The sequence below is a fragment of the Azospirillum isscasi genome, assembly GCF_030849505.1.
GTDB classification, from domain to species: domain Bacteria; phylum Pseudomonadota; class Alphaproteobacteria; order Azospirillales; family Azospirillaceae; genus Azospirillum; species Azospirillum isscasi.
This window is the reverse complement of the sequence record NZ_JAUJFI010000401.1, coordinates 1-514: the sequence shown is the minus strand read 5'-3', so window position 1 is coordinate 514 and position 514 is coordinate 1. Positions and strand designations below refer to the sequence as shown.

At 63.8% G+C, this 514-nt stretch carries 1 pseudogene; it reads right to left on the bottom strand.

The features are described from left to right. Window positions 1-462: pseudogene (locus QSG27_RS29200) on the bottom strand (tyrosine-type recombinase/integrase); the annotation flags it as partial. Window positions 463-514 lie beyond the last annotated feature (52 nt).

Below are 514 nucleotides of genomic sequence, written 5' to 3'. Positions count from 1 at the left end.
CGTCAGCCCGCTCTCCCGCCACGCCTGCACATGCTGACGCCAGAGTGCCTCCCGATCCGTCCCCGACATGCTGGTCCCCTCCACTGATCTGCAATCAGCGGAATATTTCATGAACCCGAACGGGCGAGGACGTGTCGTCAGACACCGCTTACTCTCGAACCAGCGGGCATTGCGCATCTCGCCGGAACGCACCGCGGTCAGAATGAGGAATTCCATCGCCAACTTGACCACAGGGCCGGTCTGGTTGGTTTCCCTGAGCCTGGACAGGAAGGCGGGCACCTCGACATAGGGAAGAGCGGTGAAATGCTCGGCATCATCCTTCTGCTTCGGCAGCCCCTTGGTGACGGAGCGCACCGGGTTCTCGCCTTCCCGGTAACCCTTGGTGGTGGCCCAATCCAGCACCGTGCCGATTCGTTGGCGCACCCGGCGGGCCGTCTCGATCGTGCCCCGGGACGTGGTGTCTGAGAGGGCCTGTGTGCTCTTCGGCGAGCTGAAGCTGCCGGGCTACTCCGCT